The sequence below is a fragment of the Pseudomonas sp. TCU-HL1 genome, from assembly GCF_001708505.1.
In the GTDB taxonomy this organism is placed as follows: Bacteria; Pseudomonadota; Gammaproteobacteria; order Pseudomonadales; family Pseudomonadaceae; genus Metapseudomonas.
This window is the reverse complement of the sequence record NZ_CP015992.1, coordinates 905,507-920,527: the sequence shown is the minus strand read 5'-3', so window position 1 is coordinate 920,527 and position 15,021 is coordinate 905,507. Positions and strand designations below refer to the sequence as shown.

Here is a 15,021-nt window from a genome sequence, read left to right as displayed (position 1 = left end):
GCCCTTGCGGGCAAGTAAGAGAAGCCGTCAGTCCGGCTTCACCAGGGTTGGCTGGCCGATATTGGCCAGGCGCAGATTGTCCTGCAGTTGCTGGGCTTCACCCTGAGTTCCGATCGGCCCCAGGCGCACCCGATGCAGGATCTGCTGGTTGCGCACGACCGAGCTGATGAAGACCGGTGCACTCACCGTCCCGCTCAGCTTGGCCTTGAGGAGTTCCGCAGCGTCCGGATTGGCGAAGGCGCCCACCTGGAGATACAGGCCAGAGGCTGCGAGTGAATCGTTTTTTTTTGCGTCGATCTGCACAGGCAGTACGGCAGCGGCGTGTTGCTGCGGCGGCGGGGTGTACTGCTCGATCTGCGCGCTGGCCACCAGCGGCTGGGCAATCGGCTGCGCCTGTGGCTGGGCCTGGGCAGCCATCTTCGGCTGCGCCAGCACCATGGGTACCGGCCGCCCCTGGGCAGCCCACCATTGGTGGGGGTCGATGCCTTCGACCTTGACCCGCGCCGTACCCGTTTCGGCATAGCCGAGCTTCTTCGCCGCGGCGAAGGACAAGTCGATGATGCGGTCGGAGTAGAACGGGCCACGGTCGTTGACCCGCAGGATTACGCTACGGCCGTTGTCCAGGTTGGTCACACGGACATAGCTCGGCAGCGGCAGCGTCTTGTGCGCGGCGGTCATGCCATAGAGGTCGTAGGCCTCGCCGTTGGCAGTGGCCTGGCCGTGGAACTTGGTGCCGTACCAGGACGCGGTGCCCACCGCCTGGTAGCGGCGCGCATCGTTCATCGGGTAGTAGGTCTTGCCCAGCACGGTATAGGGGTTCGCCTTCACCGAGCCGTAGTGCGGCATGGGCACCGCGTCGGGGATGCGCGAAACGTCGACGTCCCACCAGGGGGCGCCGTCCTTGTGCGGACGAGAATAATCACCGGGGCCTGAAATCGGGCCGCCCGGCTGGACCGGCTCCGGCGCGCGGCTGCTCGAGCAGCTGGCCAGCAGCAATGCAACGGCGCCGTAGACGGCGACTCTTATCGGTTGTGGCATCGGTTAACGCCCGCCCCTTGCGTTGACCAGCAGATCGGAAAGTTGATGCACGGCCATGGAATACATCACGCTGCGATTGTAGCGGGTAATGACGTAGAAGTTCGGCAATCCCATCCAGTACTCCGCCCCCTCGTCACCCTCCAGCCTGAAGGCCGTAACCGGCACATCATCGCGCAGTGCGTCGCTGCTTGCCCAGCCCAGCGCCCTAAGATCGCCGACGTTCTTCACCGGGTCCAGCCCCTGGGTCAACCCTTCGTCGATTCGTTCGCCGCGCACCTGCGCGCGACTTACCACCCGACCGCCCGGCACCCAGCCGTGGCGCTTGAAGTAGCTGGCGACGCTGCCGATGGCATCCACGGGGTTGTTCCAGATATCGATGTGGCCGTCGCCGTCGAAGTCCACGGCATAGGCACGGAAGCTGCTCGGCATGAACTGCGGCAGCCCCATGGCCCCGGCGTAGGAGCCCTTGAGCATCAGCGGATCGACCTGCTCCTCGCGCGCCAGCAGGAGGAACTCCTTGAGCTGCTTGCGGAAGAAGTCGGCACGCGGCGGGTAATCGAAGCCCAGGGTGGACAGGGCATCGATCACACGGAAGTTGCCGGTATTGCCGCCGTAGAAGGTCTCGACACCGATGATCGCCACGATGACCTGCGCCGGCACGCCGTATTCCTTCTCGGCACGGGCCAGGGCCTCGGCATGCTGGTTCCAGAAGGCCACGCCTTTCTGGATGCGCGCCGGGGTGATGAAGATCGGCCGGTATTCCTTCCAGGGCTTGACCCGCTCGGCGGGCCGGGAAATGGCGTCGAGAATGGATTGCTTGCGCTCCACCTCACGGAACAGGTCCACCAGTTGCTCGCCGGCGAAACCGTAGTCACGCGTCATCTCGGCGACGAACTCGGCCACCTGCGGCGATCCCTCGTAGTCTCCGGACTGTACCGGTGCGGCTGCACCCAGCAGGCCGACAAGGGCGATCCCGGTGGCGCCTAGCTGCATCCACTTGCGCAGTGCTTTCAAATCATTCACTCGTTTCAAACCTGGGCGATCCACTTGCGATGGGTATGAATCGCCATCAATACCCCAAACCCAGACAGCAGCGTCACCAGATGGGTTCCGCCGTAGCTAATGAAGGGAAGGGGTACCCCCACGACCGGCAAGAGTCCACTGACCATGCCGATGTTGACGAACACGTATACGAAGAAGGTCATGGTCAGACTGCCCGCCAGCAGCTTGCCGAACAGGGTCTGTGCCTGGGCGGTGATCACCAGGCCGCGGCCGATCAGGAGCAGGTAGACCAACAGCAGCAGGCAGACGCCCACCAGGCCGAACTCTTCGCTGAGGACCGCAATGATAAAGTCCGTGTGGCTTTCGGGCAAAAAATCCAGATGCGACTGGGTGCCCAGCAGCCAGCCCTTGCCGAACACGCCACCCGAGCCGATCGCCGCCTTCGACTGGATGATGTTCCAGCCGGTGCCGAGCGGATCGCTTTCCGGGTCGAGGAAGGTCAGCACGCGCTGTTTCTGGTATTCGTGCAGCACGAAGTACCACATGCCCACCGCCACCGGCACGACCGCGGCCACCGCGCCCAGGATCCAGCGCCACTGCAGGCCGGCCATGAACAGCACGAACGCGCCCGAGGCAAGGATCAGCAGGCCGGTGCCAAGGTCGGGCTGTTTCAGGATCAGCACGAAAGGCACGAGGATCAGCACGAGGCTGACAGCGATGTGCTTGAGCTTGGGTGGCAGGTTGTGCCGCGACAGGTACCAGGCGATGGTCGCCGGCATGATGATCTTCATGAATTCCGAAGGCTGGAAGCGAATCACACCCGGAATATTGATCCAACGAGTGGCACCCATGGCCGTGTGGCCCATAACCTCCACCGCCATCAGCAGGGCGACACCCACCACATAGGCCAGCGGCACCCAGCGCGCCATGAAGCGCGGCTCGAACTGGGCGATGACGATCATTGCGCCGATGCCGAGGCCGAAGGAACTAGCCTGCTTCATCAGCAGTTCCCAATGCTTGCCACTGGCCGAATAGAGGACGAACAGGCTGCCGGCTGCCAGCAACAGGATAATCAGCAACAGCCAGCCATCGATGTGCAGGCGTTGCAACAACGTGGCGCGGCGCTTGAGCACGTCCTCCTGGGAGATGGTGCGGTCGAAGTTGCTGTTCATCGGTTGGCGCTCTGCTGGTCCGCCAGCGGCTGGGGCGGACGGAATTCGGGTTTCAACTGGCCATCCTCGCCGAGCAGCCAGGCGTCCATGACCTGCTTGACCACCGGCGCAGCGACGCCCGAACCGGACTCGCCGTTCTCCACCATCACCGCCACGGCGATCTTCGGGTCTTCCGCCGGGGCGAAGGCGACGAACAGGGCGTGGTCGCGGTGGCGCTCCTGGAGCTTGTTGCGGTCGTACTTCTCGCCCTGCTTGATGGCGACCACCTGCGCGGTACCGGACTTGCCAGCGATGCGGTAGACCGACGTGGCGCCGACCTTGTGCGCGGTACCGCGAGCGGCGTGAACCACCATCTCCATGCCTAGACGGCCGGAGTCCCAGTACTTCGGATCACGCAGGACGATGTCCGGCATAGGGCTCGGGTCCACCGGCGGCTGGCCCTCGATGGTCTTGGCCAGGTGCGGACGTATCCACTTGCCGCGGTTGGCCATCAGCGCCACTGACTGAGCCAGCTGCAACGGCGTGGCCTGCATGTAGCCCTGGCCGATGCCGAGGATCAGGGTTTCGCCCGGATACCAGGCCTGGCGATAACGGGCGCGCTTCCATTCGCGGGACGGCATCAGGCCGGCGGACTCCTCGAACATGTCCAGCGCGACACGCTGGCCGAAGCCGAAGCGGCTCATGTAGTCGTGGAGGCGATCGATCCCCATCTTGTGGGCAAGATCGTAGAAATAGGTGTCATTTGACCGCATGATCGCGGTTTCCATATTCACCCAGCCGTCACCGGAACGGTTCCAGTTACGGTACTTGTGGTTGTAGTTCGGCAGCTGGTAGAAGCCCGGATCGAAGACCCGCGAAGCGGGTGTCACCACGCCGGCGTCCAGGCCGGAGACCGCCACCATCGGCTTGATGGTCGACCCCGGTGGATAGAGGCCGCGCAACACGCGGTTGTACAGCGGCCGATCGATGGAGTCGCGCAGCTCGGCGTAGGCCTTGAAGCTGATGCCGGTGACGAAGGGGTTGGGATCGAAGCTCGGCTGGCTGACCATCGCCAGCACATCGCCGCTGGACGGTTCGATGGCGACGATGGCGCCCCGGCGACCAGCCAGGGCCTGCTCGGCGGCTTCCTGCAGACGCACATCGAGGGTCAGCACCAGGTCCTTGCCCGGTTTCGGGTCGGTGCGTTTGAGCACCCGCAGGACGCGACCACGGGCATTGGTCTCGACTTCCTCGTAGCCCACTTCGCCGTGCAACTGGTCTTCGTAAAAACGCTCGATACCAGTCTTGCCGATATGGTGAGTGCCGCTGTAGTTCACCGGGTCGAGCTGCTTGAGCTCTTTTTCGTTGATGCGGCCGACGTAGCCGACGGAATGGGCGAAATGCGCCCCCTGCGGGTAGTGGCGCACCAACTGCGCCACCACTTCTACGCCGGGCAGGCGGAACTGGTTCACCGCCACGCGGGCGATCTGTTCTTCGGTCAATTCAAAGAGGATGGGCACTGGCTCGAAGGGGCGCCGCCCCTGCTTCATGCGCCGCTGGAATAACGCACGGTCATCCGGGGTCAGCTGCAACACCTCGACTATCACATCGAGGGTCTTTTCCCAGTCGCCAGCCCGCTCACGGGTGACGCTGAGGCTGAAGCTGGGGCGGTTGTCGGCAATGATCACGCCGTTGCGGTCGAAGATCAGCCCACGGGTAGGCGGGATCGGCTGCACATGGACGCGATTGTTCTCGGACAGGGTCGAGTGATACTCGTACTGGATCACCTGCAGGTAATAGAGGCGGGCGATCAGCACGCAGGTCAGCAGCAACACCGCCACCGCGCCCACGATCACGCGCCGGCGTACCAGACGGGCGTCCTTTTCGTGATCTTTCAGGCGAATCGGTTGCGGCATGGGCAGGGCTTACTTGTGATAGGGGTGACCGGACAGCACGGTCCAGGCACGGTAGATCTGCTCGCCGATGAGGATGCGAACCAACGGGTGCGGCAGCGTCAGCGGTGACAACGACCAGCGCTGTTCACTACGGGCGCAGACCTCCGGCGCCAGCCCCTCCGGGCCGCCGACCATGAGGTTGACGGTGCGCGAATCCAGGCGCCAACGGTCCAGTTCGACCGCCAGTTGCTCGGTGCTCCAGGGCCGACCTTGGACTTCCAGAGTGACAATGCGTTCACCCGGCTGCACCTTGGCCAGCATGGCCTCGCCCTCCTGGCGGATCATCCGCGCCACATCGGCATTCTTGCCGCGTGTGGTCAGGGGAATTTCCACCAGTTCCAGGCTGAGCTCGGAGGGCAGGCGCTTGACGTACTCCTGCCAGCCCTCTTCCACCCAGCGCGGCATCCGCGTGCCAACGGCGATCAGACGTAGACGCAAGGGACGCCCCGCTTACTCGTGACTGTGGTGGGCGCGGCTCTGCTCGGCGCCCTGCCAGAGGCGCTCCAGGTCGTAGAACTGGCGGGTGGCGACCTGCATCACATGCACCACCACGTCGCCCAGGTCCAGCAGGGCCCACTCGCCGCCGTCCAGGCCTTCGCTACCCAGGGCGCGTACGCCTTGTTCCTTGACCTTCTCCAGCACGTTCTCGGCCAGGGATTTGACGTGACGGCCGGAGGTGCCGCTGGCGATCACCATGAAGTCGGTGATGCTGGTCTTGCCGCGTACGTCGATGGTGGTGATTTCCTGACCTTTCAGGTCTTCCAGGGCCGCGATGGCGACCTTGACGAGTTCTTCGTTTTGCATCGGGTTCAACTACCTCAGTGAATCAGTTCGGCGCACGATACAGGTCGTGCGCATGGATATAGGCCAATACGGCGTCGGGCACGAGAAAACGCACCGAGCGCCCCTCCCCCAGCAATTGGCGAATCTGGGTGGCGGAAATCGCCAGGGGCGTCTGCCAGACAAAGGCGATCTGCCCGGCCGGCCCCTGCAGGGAATGCGGATCGACCGCGCTGCGCGCCGCCAGCAGGTCGCGCAGGTTTTCCGGCGCCTCACTGTCGGCATCCGGACGCTGCAGGACCAGGATGTGGCAATGGTCCAGCAGTTCGCTCCAGCGGTGCCAGCTCGGCAGGCCGCAGAATGCGTCCCACCCCACCAGCAGGAACAACTGGTCCTCGGCGTCCAGTTCGGCGCGCAGGGACTCCAGCGTTTCGATCGTCCAGGACGGCCGCTCGCGCTTGAGTTCGCGATCGTCCACCGTCAGCGGCGCAACACCGGCCGCGGCCAACTGCACCATTTCCAGGCGCTGGGCCGCCGACACCTGCGGGGTTTCCCGGTGCGGCGGGCGCGCGCTGGGAATCAGCCGCAGCTCATCGAAGCCGAACTGCTCAGCCACTTCCAGTGCACCCCGCAGGTGACCGATATGCACGGGATCGAAGGTGCCGCCGAAGAGGCCGATGCGCTTGCCCATCAGGTACGTACGTGACCGTCGCCGAAGACCACGTACTTCTCGCTGGTCAGGCCTTCCAGGCCGACCGGACCACGAGCATGCAGCTTGTCGGTGGAAATGCCGATCTCCGCGCCCAGGCCGTACTCGAAACCATCGGCGAAGCGGGTCGAGGCGTTGACCATCACCGAGGCGGAATCCACTTCGGTGAGGAAGCGCCGCGCATCACTGAAGTTCTCGGTGATGATCGCGTCGGTATGTTGCGAGCCGTAGGTGTTGATGTGCTCGATGGCCTGTTCGAGGCCGTCGACGATGCGGATCGAGAGGATCGGCGCGTTGTACTCGGTGCGCCAGTCTTCTTCGGTCGCCTCCAGTACATCACTGCCCAGCAGCGCGCGCGTGGCGGCGTCGCCGCGCAGCTCCACGCCCTTGTCGCGGTAGATGGCGGCCAGCGGCGGCAGCACGCGAGCGGCGATACCGGCGTGCACCAGCAGGGTTTCCATGGTGTTGCACGGCGCATAGCGCTGGGTCTTGGCGTTGTCCGCCACGCGGATCGCCTTGTCCAGGTCGGCGGCGATGTCGATATAGACGTGGCAGATGCCGTCCAGGTGCTTGATTACTGGCACCTTGGCTTCGCGGCTGATGCGTTCGATCAGCCCCTTGCCGCCGCGCGGGACGATCACGTCCACATACTCCGGCATGCTGATCAGCGCGCCCACGGCGGCACGATCGGTGGTTTCCACCACCTGCACCAGCTCGCTCGGCAGGCCGGCCTCGGCCAGGCCCTTCTGGATGCAGGTGGCGATGGCCTGGTTGGAATGGATGGCTTCGGAACCGCCGCGCAGGATGGTGGCGTTACCGGACTTCAGGCAGAGGCTGGCAGCATCGATAGTCACGTTCGGACGCGACTCGTAGATGATGCCGATCACGCCCAGCGGCACGCGCATCTTGCCCACCTGGATACCGGACGGCAGGTAGCGCATGTCACGGATCTCGCCGATGGGGTCCGGCAGGGTAGCGACCTGGCGCAGGCCCTCGATCATGTCGTCGATACGCGCCGGGGTCAGGGCCAGGCGGTCGAGCATGGCGGGCTCAAGGCCGTTGGCCCGGCCGTTGGCCAGATCCTGCTCGTTGGCAGCGACCAGCTCGGCACGAGCTGCATCCAGGGCATCGGCGGCGGCCAGCAGGGCGCTGTTCTTCTGCGCGGTGCTGGCACGGGCGGCCACGCGCGAGGCAGCGCGAGCGGCGCGGCCAAGGCGGGTCATGTAATCGAGAACGGACTCGGTCATGGTCTCGGGTTCTGGCGAAGGGAAAGCGGCTGATTATAGCGACCGCGCTCGCTCGCGCCCAGCGGCGCCGGGCGGATGGTAGACAGCCCCTTCCACAGGCCTCCCCGGTAACGGCCCAGCCCCCGCGCCACGCGGGCCGCGTCCGGGACGGTGACACCCACCCAGGTTCGCCCCCCCGAAGGTTGGGTAACCAAAAGTGTCCGCGCTGATTACCTTCCAATCGCAGCCGCCGCAGAAGAACAAGAATGCGCATCAGCGCCGGAGAACCCGCCATGCGTTACCAGACCGACTTCGCCCCGCAGCATCTGGCCAATACGCCCCGCATGCTCCAGATCGGTCTCTGGACCTTGCAGTACCTGGCCTTCTCCCGATACGCGGACGACCGTCGCGAACCCATCCTGATGCTGGGCGGTGCCTTCCAGAGCTTTCGCTCCTTCGGCGCCGAGGTGCAGGAGCTCCTGCCCCACCATCCGGTCATTCTCCTGGACCTGCCGAGCCAGGGGTGCAACCTGCAGCTGGCGCCGGAACTGTCCCTGGAACAACTGGCCGACCTGGTCGCCGCGTTCGCCGACGAGCTCGAGCTGCCACCATTGATGCCCATCGGCCTGTCCTACGGCTCGGCCCTGGCAGCGCTGTTCGCCGTGCGCCACCCTCGGCACTGCGCGCGCCTGCTGCTGGCCGGGATCACCGCCTTCGGCCGCCCCGGTGCACGGCGAATGCTGGAAGAAAGCCTGGAGCTGCTGGCCGAAGGCCAGATCGTGCGATTCGCCCAAGGCGCCCTGACCGGTTTGATCAACCCCCTGCGACTGGAAGAAACCGGCATCTCGCGGGTGTTCCGCAAGGCGCTTCTGCGGCAGATGCAGCGCCTTTCACCGCAAGAAATTGAACGTTACCGGCAAAATAGCCGCCGCCTGTTGGATTTCACCGGCTTCGAGCAGCATCCGGCCTGCCCCACCCTGGTCCTCGCCGGGGAGTACGACCACTTCACCCAACCCTGGGAGCATGCCGGTTTCGCGGCAGCCTGCGCTGACGCCGACTGCGCACTTATCCACAACGGCGATCACCTGGCGCAGTTCGAGCAACGCGAAGCCTGTGCCAGCTTCTACCGCCCCTTCCTCCAGGGCACCGCCCTGCCCCTGGCCAGCCCCGGTGCGACGCGCCTGGCCCGCAACCGCCTGGCACACCTGGAGCGTCGCCAGGAGGCCCGCGTGGCGCCGCTGAACCGGCGTGGGCGATTGCTGCACGCCGAGGCGGGTGAATGGTCAGTGGACGTCAGCGAGCTGGGCTTCTTCGGCGGCCGGGTGCAGGGCGACCTTCCCGCGGACCTGCCTTCCCGTGGCTGGCAACTGCGGGCCGGGGACCTTCCTGCGCTGGATGCGCTCCCCCTGCGCCATGATGGCGACAGCCTCGCTCTGGTCTTCCCCCATACCGAGGCTGAAGCCAGTGAAGCGTTGGCAGCCCAGGTGGTCCAGGCGGAGCCACGAGCAGCGGCCTATGCCTGACCCCAGCCTGCCACCTCGTTGTGGGAGCGAATTCATTCGCGAATAAATTCGCTCCCACAATAGAAACGCATCCTCACACCCGCGCCTCCACCACCCGCACCAGCGCCGGCCAGGCATCCGGCGGGGCGGCGTCCAACTCCTTCGGGTCATGCACCCGCACATCGCCAAAGCCGCATCGACCGAAGCCGTCGACGATCGCCGAATCGCCCCGGTAATGCAGGTAATAGCGGCCTCGGGTCAGTCGCCCCACCAGGTCGATGCCCCAGCGCAATTGACGGTAACGCGGGTGCTCGCGCAGGTCGGGATAGAGGTCGGTGAGGTAAGTGGCGGAAGGGAATTGTTGCAACTGCGTCGCCAGGCGCCCCCAGAACGCCTCGATGACCGGCAGGGCAAAGTAGTTGACCAGCCCCTCGGTAATCACCAGCACCGGCACCTCAGGGTCCAGGCCGGAGAACAGCGCCTGCAGATCATGGACACCCTGTTCGGCGAGGATATCCACAGGGCGGACCTGGTGCCGGGCGTCCAGCCAACCTTCCTCATGCAGCAGCAGGCGCTTACGCGCGGCCATGGGTGGCAGGTCGGCTTCGAGGTAGCGCAGGTCCGGGTATCGGGCGCAGAAACGTCGCCCCCGGGGCGACAGGCCGCAGGCGATTTCCACCACCTGGCGCACGCCGCGCCGCTCGACCGCCTCGCGCAAAAGCGCATCGATCAAAAGATGCCGCTGCAACAGCAAGTGCTCCACGTCCAGCCCGAACGCCACCCGCGCGCCCCAGCTCACGGGCGCGAGCAGGCCATGGGCAAGACGGCCGAAAGGGGTGACGAAGGGTTCCTCGGCCAGGTGATGGCGATACCAGACAAAGCCGGTGTAGTGCGCGCTGGGGGTGATGTGGGCACTGTCGACGCGGGCTGCTCGGGGCATGGCAACGGGCTCTTGTTATTTTGCGTGACGATTCCGACGCTGGACTTCAGCTTCGGCCCAGCATGGCTTCCGTATAATTGCCAGCCTATTCCCAGCCGGAACCTTGCGTCAGCCCCATGTCCCTCGATCCCATCCTAAGTTTGCCCTGGCCCGGCGCCCGTCCGCTGCCCGATGCCTTCTTCGACCGCGACGCCCAGCAAGTGGCGCAGGAGCTGCTGGGCAAAGTCATTCGCCACCGGGTCGATGGCCGCTGGCTGTCAGCCCGCATCATCGAGACCGAGGCGTACTACCTGGTGGACAAGGGCAGCCACGCCTCACTCGGCTACACCCACAAGCGCCGGGCACTGTTCCTCGATGGCGGGCACATCTACATGTACTACTCCCGTGGCGGCGACTCGCTGAACTTCAGCGCCCACGGCGCTGGCAATGCCGTGCTGATCAAATCCGGGCACCCCTGGGTGGACGCCGTTGCCCCCGCCGACGCTCTGGCCGCCATGCAACGCATCAACCCCGACGCCCAGGGTCATCCGCGCCCGGCCGAGCGCCTCTGCGCCGGCCAGACGCTGCTGTGCCGGTCCCTTGGCCTGAAGGTGCCCGACTGGGACGGCCAGCGCTTCGACTGGCAGCGAATGTTCGTCGAGGATGTCGGCGAACGGCCACGCAGTATCATCCAGACCGCGCGACTGGGCATTCCCCATGGCCGCGATGAACACCTGCCCTACCGTTTCGTCGATGCCGGCTATGCCCGTCATTGCACACGCAACCCACTGCGCCGCGGACAGGTCGAAGGGCGCGACTACCTGCTGATCGAGGACATGCACCCATGAGTCAATGGTTCGACCAGGCCACCACCTGGCTTGGCGCCAACCCGGAATGGTTGGGCCTGGCCATCTTCCTGATCGCCTGCATCGAATGCCTGGCCATCGCGGGCATCGTGGTGCCGGGCGTGGCCCTGCTGTTCGCGGTCGGCGTAATGGCCGGCAGCGGAGCCCTGGAGCTCTGGGAAACCCTGTTGCTGGCATACTGCGGCGGGTTGGTTGGCGACCTGATTTCCTACGGCCTCGGCCGCAAATTCCATCAGAACATCCGCGGCCTGCCCCTGCTGCGGGACCATCCGGAGTGGATCAGCAGCGCGGAAAACTACTTCCAGCGCTATGGCGTCGCCAGCCTGCTGGTGGGCCGCTACATCGGCCCGCTGCGTCCCATGCTGCCCATGGTGGCGGGCATGCTCGACATGCCGTTCCCGCGCTTCGTCGCCGTGAGCATGCTGGCAGCCGCCGGGTGGGTGGTGGCTTACCTGGTGCCCGGCTGGGCCACAGGCGCCGCCTTGCGCCTGCCGCTGCCGGAAGGCTTCTGGGGCGAAGCCGGCGTGGTGATAGCCACGGTGGTGGCCATGCTTGGCCTGATCATCCACAGCACCCTGCGCGAGAAGCGCTGGGCCAACCCGCTGGCCGCAGCGCTGTGCCTCGCGGCGCTGGGCGCCTTGCTGATCGGCTGGCCACACCTGCAAGCACTGGATCAGGGCTTGATGACCCTGGTTCAGGAGCAACGCCACGCCAGTCTCGACCGACTGATGGTACTGGTCACCCGCGTGGGCGACTTCAAGACGCAGTTCCTGGCAGGCGCCCTGCTCGGTGCCCTGCTACTGGTCATGCGGCAGTGGCGTCCGGCCTGCTTCGCCATCGGCACCCTGGTGGCGACGGCGCTGGCCAACACCGGGCTCAAGCATTTCTTCGCGCGGGCTCGGCCGGACGTGCTCGCCGAGCCGCTGAGCACTTTCAGCTTTCCGAGCGGACACAGTTCGGCAGCCTTCGCCTTTTTCCTGGTCCTGGGGGTTCTCGCCGGTCGCGGCCAGCCGGGGCGTCTGCGCCTGACCTGGCTACTGCTGGCCTGTCTGCCGGCCCTGACCATCGCCCTGTCTCGCGTCTACCTCGGCGTGCACTGGCCCAGCGACATTCTCGCAGGCGCCCTGTTGGCGAGCGGCATCTCAGCAGCCGGCCTGGTACTGATGCAGCGCGCCGCGCCGCTGACCGCCATGAACACGCGGGTGTGGCTGGTGATCCTGCCGGCGTGCCTGGCCCTGCTGGGCGGCGTTGCCACCTGGGCCCTGCCGGAAGCCCTGGCGCGGTACAGCTATTGAGGAATGCCCGTCGTGCGCCCCCTTGTGGGAGCCAATTCATTCACGAAAGGGCCGCGCAACCAAGGGTGGACCGGTGAAGAATGGTCCACCCGACTGAAGCCCATCCTTGGACGTTGGGTCCTGTGCGAATTCGTTCCGGGTTGAAGCAGGGCGGCAAGCAGCTAGGCGATGGACTCGCCCTGCAAGTGATCGAGCAAGCCCTGAAGAAACGCCAGGCGCTCGCCGGGATAGTTCAGGGTCAGCAGCTGCAGCTTTTCATTGATGTGGAATGGCAGCAGGTAGGACAGCTGGTTGGCCAGCGCCTGCTGCCCGTCCACCACGCCGCCCATACCGAGCCCCTGGACCATCGGATGCTCGGCCAGGGCATTGAGCAATGCCGCGAGGTCAGCATGCTCCGGAAGCAGCGGCAGCTCCGGCTCATCAGTCAGCCACTCCACATCCGCCACGGTCAGTTGATCACGCAGCACCTGCGCGGAGCTGACATGGAAGCGCCGCCCACCCTCGACCCGGATGCCCAGCAGGCCATTGGGTCGCTGCTGCCAGTCGCTGATCAGCGCCTCGCAGCCGATGGCGGCGAAGCGGTTGGCCGCCTCGCCGACTTCCTGGCCTTCAAGGATGCACACCACGCCGAACCCCTCGCCCTGCTTCATGCAGCGCCCGATCATGTCCAGGTAGCGCGCCTCGAAGATCTGCAAGTCCAGCGTGCAGCCGGGAAACAGCACGGTGTTGAGCGGAAACAACGGCAACTTCATGAATCGACCTCAAGCAATCATGGCAACGGCAAGCGGCAACAATACCGCTGTGGCGACGCCCATCAGGCTCATCGCCAGGGCAGCGAAGGCCCCGCACTCCTCGCCTTCCTGCAAGGCTCTGGCAGTACCCACCGCATGCGCGGTGAGCCCCAGCGCCATGCCCTGGGCTGCCGGATGGAGCACGCCGCAACGGCGTAGCAGCTCGGGGCCGAGAATCGCGCCGATCACGCCGGTGATCAGGACGAACACCGCCGCCAGGGCTGCTACCCCGCCGAGCTGCTCGGCCACCAGCATCGCAATGGGTGACGTCACGGACTTGGGCAGCAAGGTCATCAGCACCATGTGCTCCGTGCCGAACCACCAGCCCAGCAGCGCTACCGACAGCGTAGCGAACAGCCCGCCGAACACCAGCGTCAGCAAGGTGGGCCAGAACAACTGACGAATCCGCCGCAGGTTGAGGAAGAGCGGCACCGCCAGGGCCACGGTAGCCGGGCCGAGGAAGACCGTCAGCAACTGGGTGCTCTGGCGGTACTCCTGATAGGTGATGCCGAAGGCCAGCAGCACGCCGATCAGCAGCAGCATGGACAGCAGCACCGGTTGCAGGAATACCCAGCGGGTCTTCTCGTAGGCGGCCAGGGCCAGTTGATACGCCGCCAGGGTCACGCCGAAGCCGAACAGCGGATGATGCACCACGGCCTGCACGGCGGCCTGCCAGTCGAGGCTCATATGTCCTCCTGGCGGCTTGCCTGACGATCGATGAGTTTCTGCATCAGCCAGCCGCAAAAGAGGAATGCGGCCAGCAGGGACAGTACCAGCGCCCCGACAATGGCCCAGAAGTCCGCCCAGATGGCCTGCGCGTAGACCATCACGCCCACCGCCGGCGGCACCAGCAGCAGCGGCAGGTAACGCAGCAGGCTGCTGGCGGCCAGGCTGAGCGGCTCGCTCACCTCGCCACGAGCCAGCAGATAAAGGAACAGCAGCACCAGGCCGATGATGGGGCCTGGCAGCATCGACAGGAACAGGGCATTGAGCCCGCTACCGATCAGCTGGAACAGCACCAGCCAGGTCAGTCCGCGCAACAGCATGAAGTTCTCCACGGGTCAGGTCCGGCCGGGCGACCGTGGCCGGGACGGGGGCATTATAGGCTCGCCCGTCGCCGGGCTATAACCCGCCATTCGCAAGGGGCATGCCGTCTTGACCGGTTCCGCCCGACATGCTGATCTACGCCTCCACGCAAGAGAGGGGCGATGCCCCCGGATCAGAAGAATTACAACACTGCATCCATGGAGGATGACGCATGGCGTTCGTACCAGTAGCAGAACTCAAGAACTACGTTGGCAAGGAACTGGGCCACTCGGATTGGGTGACCATCGACCAGAATCGCATCGACCAGTTCGCCGAATGCACCGGCGATCACCAGTTCATCCATGTCGATCCGGAGCGCGCCAAGCAGACGCCCTTCGGCTCCACCATCGCCCATGGTTTCCTCAGCCTGTCGCTGATCCCCAAATTGATCGAAGGCCTGTTGATCCTCCCCGAAGGCGTGAAAATGGTCGTCAACTACGGCCTCGACAGCGTGCGCTTCATCCAGCCGGTGAAAGTGGACTCCCGTGTCCGCCTGGCGGTGAAAGTGGTCGACATCACCGAGAAGAACCCTGGCCAGTGGCTGATCAAGGCCCTCTGCACCCTGGAGATCGAAGGCCAGCAGAAGCCCGCCTACATCGCCGAGTCGCTCAGTCTCTGCTTCGTCTGAAGCGCGGCCCGCCGCCAAAAAAGCCCGCAATAGCGGGTTTTTTTGCGCCACACTGAAGGGCAGATGCCTGGAC

The 15,021-nt window shown here is 65.3% G+C and carries 16 protein-coding genes; 4 read left to right on the top strand and 12 right to left on the bottom strand.

The features are described from left to right. Nucleotides 1–27: 27 nt before the first annotated feature. Genes THL1_RS04245 through THL1_RS04210 form a run of 8 tightly spaced genes read right to left on the bottom strand, consistent with a single transcriptional unit; the run spans nucleotide 28 to nucleotide 7,882 of the window. Complete coding sequence (locus THL1_RS04245; protein WP_069082091.1) at nucleotides 28–1,038, bottom strand: septal ring lytic transglycosylase RlpA family protein; 1,011 nt, start codon at nucleotides 1,036–1,038, stop codon at nucleotides 28–30. Between the two features lie 3 nt (nucleotides 1,039–1,041). Continuing rightward, nucleotides 1,042–2,031, bottom strand: coding sequence for a lytic murein transglycosylase B (gene mltB / locus THL1_RS04240; RefSeq protein ID WP_177343855.1), 990 nt, complete (start codon nucleotides 2,029–2,031; stop codon nucleotides 1,042–1,044). 35 nt (nucleotides 2,032–2,066) lie between these two features. Next, nucleotides 2,067–3,212, bottom strand: a complete 1,146-nt coding sequence (rodA, locus tag THL1_RS04235) for a rod shape-determining protein RodA (RefSeq protein WP_069082089.1) — start codon at nucleotides 3,210–3,212, stop codon at nucleotides 2,067–2,069. Beyond that, nucleotides 3,209–5,107 (bottom strand): penicillin-binding protein 2, encoded by a 1,899-nt coding sequence (gene mrdA / locus THL1_RS04230; RefSeq protein WP_069082088.1) that lies wholly within the window; start codon nucleotides 5,105–5,107, stop codon nucleotides 3,209–3,211. Before mrdA ends, rodA begins: the two co-directional genes overlap by 4 nt. 9 nt (nucleotides 5,108–5,116) lie before the next feature. Continuing rightward, entirely contained in the window at nucleotides 5,117–5,584 is a 468-nt protein-coding gene (gene rlmH / locus THL1_RS04225) for a 23S rRNA (pseudouridine(1915)-N(3))-methyltransferase RlmH (RefSeq protein ID WP_069082087.1), read from the bottom strand. A 12-nt stretch (nucleotides 5,585–5,596) separates the two neighbouring features. Further along, nucleotides 5,597–5,950, bottom strand: coding sequence for a ribosome silencing factor (gene rsfS / locus THL1_RS04220; protein ID WP_028631404.1), 354 nt, complete (start codon nucleotides 5,948–5,950; stop codon nucleotides 5,597–5,599). Between the two features lie 22 nt (nucleotides 5,951–5,972). After that, nucleotides 5,973–6,617, bottom strand: a complete 645-nt coding sequence (gene nadD / locus THL1_RS04215) for a nicotinate-nucleotide adenylyltransferase (protein WP_069082086.1) — start codon at nucleotides 6,615–6,617, stop codon at nucleotides 5,973–5,975. Next, nucleotides 6,617–7,882 carry a glutamate-5-semialdehyde dehydrogenase gene (locus THL1_RS04210; RefSeq protein ID WP_069082085.1) on the bottom strand — a complete coding sequence of 422 codons (1,266 nt, stop codon included), beginning with the start codon at nucleotides 7,880–7,882 and terminating at the stop codon, nucleotides 6,617–6,619. The genes nadD and THL1_RS04210 overlap by 1 nt, the downstream gene beginning before the upstream one ends. Nucleotides 7,883–8,154: 272 nt before the next feature. Between THL1_RS04210 and THL1_RS04205 the strand changes: the two genes are divergently transcribed. Continuing rightward, entirely contained in the window at nucleotides 8,155–9,384 is a 1,230-nt protein-coding gene (locus THL1_RS04205) for an alpha/beta fold hydrolase (protein WP_069086403.1), read from the top strand. Between the two features lie 73 nt (nucleotides 9,385–9,457). Here THL1_RS04205 and THL1_RS04200 read toward each other — a convergent pair whose 3' ends face one another. After that, the gene (locus tag THL1_RS04200) at nucleotides 9,458–10,303 is read right to left on the bottom strand and encodes a class I SAM-dependent methyltransferase (RefSeq protein WP_069082084.1); all 846 of its coding nucleotides are present in this window, start codon (nucleotides 10,301–10,303) and stop codon (nucleotides 9,458–9,460) included. Between the two features lie 116 nt (nucleotides 10,304–10,419). Here THL1_RS04200 and THL1_RS04195 point away from each other — a divergent pair, with 116 nt between their 5' ends. Together THL1_RS04195 and THL1_RS04190 are read left to right on the top strand one after the other, a co-directional pair. After that, nucleotides 10,420–11,130: a DNA-3-methyladenine glycosylase gene (locus THL1_RS04195; protein ID WP_069082083.1), complete on the top strand. Its 711-nt coding sequence runs from the start codon at nucleotides 10,420–10,422 to the stop codon at nucleotides 11,128–11,130. Next, on the top strand, nucleotides 11,127–12,443 hold the full coding sequence (locus tag THL1_RS04190) for a bifunctional DedA family/phosphatase PAP2 family protein (RefSeq protein ID WP_069082082.1): 1,317 nt from the start codon (nucleotides 11,127–11,129) through the stop codon (nucleotides 12,441–12,443). The genes THL1_RS04195 and THL1_RS04190 overlap by 4 nt, the downstream gene beginning before the upstream one ends. A 161-nt stretch (nucleotides 12,444–12,604) precedes the next feature. Here THL1_RS04190 and THL1_RS04185 read toward each other — a convergent pair whose 3' ends face one another. Genes THL1_RS04185 through THL1_RS04175 form a run of 3 tightly spaced genes read right to left on the bottom strand, consistent with a single transcriptional unit; the run spans nucleotide 12,605 to nucleotide 14,280 of the window. Next, nucleotides 12,605–13,195 carry an LON peptidase substrate-binding domain-containing protein gene (locus THL1_RS04185; protein ID WP_069082081.1) on the bottom strand — a complete coding sequence of 197 codons (591 nt, stop codon included), beginning with the start codon at nucleotides 13,193–13,195 and terminating at the stop codon, nucleotides 12,605–12,607. A 9-nt stretch (nucleotides 13,196–13,204) separates the two neighbouring features. Continuing rightward, the gene (locus tag THL1_RS04180; RefSeq protein WP_069082080.1) at nucleotides 13,205–13,921 is read right to left on the bottom strand and encodes an LrgB family protein; all 717 of its coding nucleotides are present in this window, start codon (nucleotides 13,919–13,921) and stop codon (nucleotides 13,205–13,207) included. Next, a complete protein-coding gene (locus THL1_RS04175) occupies nucleotides 13,918–14,280 on the bottom strand; it encodes a CidA/LrgA family protein (RefSeq protein ID WP_069082079.1) in 363 nt (120 codons plus the stop codon). The genes THL1_RS04180 and THL1_RS04175 overlap by 4 nt, the downstream gene beginning before the upstream one ends. A 212-nt stretch (nucleotides 14,281–14,492) precedes the next feature. Here THL1_RS04175 and THL1_RS04170 point away from each other — a divergent pair, with 212 nt between their 5' ends. Further along, nucleotides 14,493–14,948 carry a MaoC family dehydratase gene (locus THL1_RS04170; RefSeq protein ID WP_069082078.1) on the top strand — a complete coding sequence of 152 codons (456 nt, stop codon included), beginning with the start codon at nucleotides 14,493–14,495 and terminating at the stop codon, nucleotides 14,946–14,948. Nucleotides 14,949–15,021: the final 73 nt, after the last annotated feature.